This is a genomic window from Microcoleus sp. N9_A2 (assembly GCF_036701775.1).
In the GTDB taxonomy this organism is placed as follows: domain Bacteria; phylum Cyanobacteriota; class Cyanobacteriia; order Cyanobacteriales; family Microcoleaceae; genus Microcoleus.
On the sequence record NZ_JAUBRH010000123.1, the window covers coordinates 1 to 4,208 of the forward strand.

4 protein-coding genes are annotated in these 4,208 nt (G+C 42.1%); all 4 read left to right on the forward strand.

Annotated elements, in window-relative coordinates; all coding sequences use genetic code 11:
- The first annotated feature begins 63 nt into the window (after positions 1-63).
- The 4 genes from QUA44_RS30075 (at position 64) to QUA44_RS30090 (ending at position 4,165) form a co-directional block, all read left to right on the forward strand.
- Positions 64-1,092, forward strand: a complete 1,029-nt coding sequence (locus QUA44_RS30075) for a reverse transcriptase domain-containing protein (protein WP_333257498.1) — start codon at positions 64-66, stop codon at positions 1,090-1,092.
- 378 nt (positions 1,093-1,470) lie between these two features.
- Positions 1,471-2,610, forward strand: coding sequence for a hypothetical protein (locus tag QUA44_RS30080; protein ID WP_333257490.1), 1,140 nt, complete (start codon positions 1,471-1,473; stop codon positions 2,608-2,610).
- 375 nt (positions 2,611-2,985) lie between these two features.
- Positions 2,986-3,489: a helix-turn-helix domain-containing protein gene (locus tag QUA44_RS30085; protein ID WP_333257492.1), complete on the forward strand. Its 504-nt coding sequence runs from the start codon at positions 2,986-2,988 to the stop codon at positions 3,487-3,489.
- Positions 3,482-4,165, forward strand: a complete 684-nt coding sequence (locus QUA44_RS30090) for a transposase (RefSeq protein WP_333257496.1) — start codon at positions 3,482-3,484, stop codon at positions 4,163-4,165. Before QUA44_RS30085 ends, QUA44_RS30090 begins: the two co-directional genes overlap by 8 nt.
- Positions 4,166-4,208: the final 43 nt, after the last annotated feature.

The following is a 4,208-nucleotide window of genomic DNA, read 5'->3' on the forward strand; positions in this document are numbered from 1 at the left end:
GGCTATTTCTGCCCATTCTTGTGACTACTTTCCTATGCCCGAGCTCATTCCCATTTTTCAGACCTGAATCCTTACGAAAAATGCTTCGACAGGATAAGCCACAATAGCATAATGAAACGACTCATAGCCCCTTGTGGCATCAAGACCGGAATATTCCGCTGTCTAAAATCAGGAGTCAATCCAGAATTTCCCGAACAAGGAACCCCGCAAGGGGGTGTGGTAAGTCCATTACTCGCCAATATCGCTCTCAACGGGATTGAGGAAATACATCAATCAGTCCGTTACGCGGATGACATGGTAATAATTCTGAAACCTAAAGATAATGCGGAGGCAATACTTGATAAAATCAGCGAATTTCTGGCAGAACGAGGCATGAAGGTTAGTGAAAAGAAAACTAAGCTAACAGCTACGACAGATGGATTTGACTTCCTCGGTTGGCATTTAAAAGTGCAAAACAACGGGAAATTTAGATGCGTTCCATCAGTGGACAATTTTAGAGTTCTCTGTCAGAAGGTAAAACACATCATTAACAACTCGAATTATGGTGCTACGGTCAAAGCTCAAAAATTAGCCCCTGTAGTTAGAGGCTGGAGAAATTACCATCGCTACTGTAAGTTGGAGGGGTCACGGTTATCACTGTGGTTCATCAGCAATAGAGCCTTCAAGGTATTTAATAAGGAAGCAAAACAGAATCGCTATACTGTCAAGAAATTGATAGAAAAAGCGTTCCCGGCGGTTCCTTTATCCGAAAATAGATTTGTCAACGTCAAAGGAGAGAAATCCCCCTACGACGGAGATATAGCCTACTGGAGTGAGCGTAACAGCAAGCTTTACGACGGAGAAACCTCTAAAGCTTTAAAACGGCAAAACCATAAATGTGGGAAATGTGGTCTAAAAATGCTAGGCGATGAAAAGGTACATCTGCACCATGTTGATGGAAACCATAGTAATTGGAAAATAAACAACCTTCTAGCGGTTCACGAAAGTTGCCACGACTATCTCCACATAAGCAAAGGCGCAAGCCAAGAACATCGGGAGCTGGGTGCGGTGAAAGTCGCACGCCCAGATCTAACTGAGAGGGGCGGGGAATAATATCCCCCCTCGACTCAACCACTGACTACGTTATTTAGGTCACGACACCGGAGAATGCGAAGCTAGTTTTCCGCTCTGTCATCTGCAATTAAACAGTTTTAAAGTCACTGAAACAGTGTTGCAGGTCTAACAACAAGCCCTTATAACATTGACGAAGCTAACATCACCCCGTAAGGGAGGCTCCACAAGAGCAAACATTATGCGTACAGGGTTGTAAGGTTTGAGGTGGTAATTGTCCCATCGAAAGTACATTACAAAAGTACACCTAATCGAACAATCCCAAGGCGGTAATGGAAAGATTCAAGGCGGTTTCAACCGCCTGGTCGTTTTCCTCTCAGGACTAAAGTCTCTGAGTTTCCCACTTACCGAGTTTTTTTTATGATAGATGCAGCGCTACTATTGGGAGGGCTTTTCACAGTTGTTTGGCAAGCCATCCTTGGGACTCAAGCCAACGATGCAGCAAAGCACCTCTGTTTGACGGGGATAAAAAAAGTATCACGAAACGGTAAAATTGTCAATCACGATTTAGAAAAAGCGCTCAAAACATCTTTCCTGAAAGCTCAACAACAAATCGCCTCAGAATGCAAACAGGAAATCGATCCGAAAAATACGAATAACCGAGATAGTTTTAGCTATTCGCTGCAAGACAGGCGCAGGGATTTTGATTGGTTGAAACGAAGGCTCGAAAAGCTCAAATTAGAATTAGAAAAGGTTGATAAAGAAACAGTCCCATCTGGGATTCCGATTGAGGGTTTAGATGAGATAGAATTGCTGCTGACTGCGACAGATGAGTTAAAGCAGAATCGGGTAACAGAAGTTAACCAAAAACTGCTGGAAGTTGCTCTGGAAAATTGCGATGTTGCACCCTACAAAACGAAGTTAAAGCAAGAGTTGTTTGCCTTGGTGTCAGCATACTTTGCTCAGGAAATCAAGGAAAATGAAAAGGTTTTTCAGATATTTACCGGGCAAACATTGACGCGGATTGATAGCACAACCCAAGAGATGTATGCTTGGCTTGAGGAGATTGTCGAAAAGAGCCGCATTGTTTACCAACCGATTGACTGGCAGAGTATTTGTCAGCAGATTTTAGACGAGAAAGAACAGCAGCGGCTTAGTAGCAATCAGCTCACTTTTGGCAACCATCAAATTGATGATTTTTATGTGCCGCTGGGTTTGGTGGAACGGCACAAGGTGACTCAGCGACACGAGGATTTGGCGGCGGAGGAAGGTTCAGATTTGTACCGGGAAAAGGAAGTAACTCAAACCTTTGAACATAGGGAGTTTCTTGAGCAAGTTTTGCGGGGAGGAAGTAGCCCGAAAAGCAATGGGAAGCGGTTAGGAATTATTGGGGAACCGGGGGCGGGGAAAACTACACTGTTGCGGCAGATTGCTAATTGGGTAGCGGCGGAAATTTCGGAGGCGATTGTGATTTGGGTGTCTTTGGCAGATTTGCAGGGGAAGGATTTAGAATCGTATTTATTTGATATAGCAATCCTAAATGATTTTCTAGACCTATAACAATCCTAATTAATTTTCTGCGTGCAAGTATATTTATGTATTTTGGGGAAATCAAATTTATGTTCGTTAGTAAAAAAATCCAACAAAAATTTAACAATCTTAAAAGACCTACATAAATACCAATACTTTCTTAAAAAATTTTTAGCTTGTAACCAAATATCTTCAACGGGATTCTGTTGGGGAGCATTTGGAGCAAATAAAATACAAGTAATTGACCAATCATCAGGCTCTTTGTCACCATTTACTTCTAATAAGAAATCTCTAAATTCGCCTTATGATAGCTAGTACAGCTCGGCGTAAGTAGACAGACTATATTTGTGGTAGACTAACATAGTTAGTTTAGACCAGTTTCGGTAGGTGATAAAGGAGTCATATATGGCCTTATTAATGCCTAAAACATTAAAATTAAGCGATGGCGAGCGTCATCAACTTCACCAGTTGAGCAAGAGACACAACACGCCGCAACAGATCGTGCTACGAGCCAAAATCATTCTCATGGCATCTGATGGTCAAAATCATCGTGAAATAGCCCGAAGCCTAGAGATTAACCGGCAGATGGCTCGTTTATGGCGAAACCGATGGTTGGAGAGCCAGAGAAAAGACTTATCGATTTTGCAAAGATTACAAGATCGAGAACGTGTTGGCGCACCAGCAAAATTTAGCATGGAACAAGTAACCGAGTTATATGCACTCGCCTGTTCCTCACCGTCGGATTATGGACGGCCAATAAGTCATTGGACGGCTAGAGAACTGGCGGAGGAAATCATGTTTCAAGGCATTATTGAAAGTATATCAGTCCGACATGTTGGCAGATTATTAGAAGAAGCAGAACTTAAACCACAGGCCTCGCGCTACTGGTTAACCCCCCCCTGTGGATGAAGAATTTGATGCAAAAGTTAAAGATATTACAGGTTTATATCTGACTGCGATTGAACGCAGTCAAGATGGAGAACACACCATATCGGTTGATGAAATGACAGGGATTCAAGCTATTGAACGTATCGAGAAAGACTTACCAATGCGACCAGGAAAAGTTGCAAGAAGAGAGTTTGAATATATTAGTCATGGCACGCAGACATTGATAGCCAATTTAAATATTGCTACGGGTAAGATTATCGAGCCAACTTGCGGAAATTCGAGAACAGAAGCCGATTTTTTACTCAACATTCGTCACATCATTGAAACTGACCCTGATGCTCAAAAATGGCATCTAATTATGGATTGTCTGAATACTCACCAATCTGAATCACTGGTGCGTTTGGTCGCCGAAAAAGAAGGCTTAGATATCGACCTCGGTATTAAGGGAAAAAGCGGCATACTTCAATCCATGAAATCCCGCGCTGTTTTTTTAAGTGACCCAACACATCAAATTGTTTTCCATTATACACCCAAACATTCTTCGTGGCTTAATCAAATAGAGATTTGGTTCAGCATTTTGGTGCGGAAATTACTGAAAAGAGCAAGTTTCACCAGTCAGTACGATCTGAAAAATCGCATCCTCAGTTTTATTAACTACTTTAATCGTAAGGATTCAGGTCAAAAAAAACTTAAGTGACGGCATCTGGTAAAATAAACGAATGAAAAAGCCCGCAGCCACC